The organism is Halioglobus sp. HI00S01 (genome assembly GCF_001635445.1).
GTDB lineage: Bacteria > Pseudomonadota > Gammaproteobacteria > Pseudomonadales > Halieaceae > Halioglobus > Halioglobus japonicus.
This window is the reverse complement of the sequence record NZ_LWEE01000315.1, coordinates 1-497: the sequence shown is the minus strand read 5'-3', so window position 1 is coordinate 497 and position 497 is coordinate 1. Positions and strand designations below refer to the sequence as shown.

1 protein-coding gene and 1 pseudogene are annotated in these 497 nt (G+C 52.3%); both read left to right on the top strand.

What is annotated here, in order from left to right; all coding sequences use genetic code 11:
* Nucleotides 1-318 (top strand): TetR-like C-terminal domain-containing protein (locus tag A3709_RS24735; protein ID WP_231871259.1); only part of this gene is annotated, 318 nt, incomplete at its 5' end.
* Nucleotides 315-497 (top strand): annotated as a pseudogene (locus tag A3709_RS24730) (hypothetical protein); the annotation flags it as partial. The gene A3709_RS24735 and the pseudogene A3709_RS24730, both read left to right, overlap by 4 nt.

Sequence of the window (497 nt, the reverse complement as noted above, 5' to 3'; positions counted from 1 at the left end):
GTTGTAAAAAGCGCTCATCATCTGATCGAAGGTATCCATGGATGGTCAGATCGATGTACCCGTGCGCCGTGGAGTTCCATCACCATCAATGTCGTCAACAAAGCTATAGCTGATGGAATTCTGTCCGGCTCACCAGACGAAATTGGACGTCTCCTGTGGTCCACGGCGCACGGGTACATCGATCTGACCATCCATGGATACCTTCGATCAGATGATGAGCGCTTTTTACAACAGGCAACTCTGGCCTTGTTCAGCACTTTTGCCGGACCAAGATACTCGTCGGAGATGCTAATCAGCGAGGAGTGGTTCGGCTCTTGAAAACTTATCGATTGGTCGTGCTCGGTGCCACTGGCGTTACGGGTCAAAACACGTTCCGGCATCTTGCTGAGCATCTTCCGGCGGACTTTAGCTGGGCGATAGCCGGGAGAAATCCGGACAAAATGAAGAAGCTCGTGTCCGACTTCCCCGACAGGAATTCCACACCCGCTTACATCTCG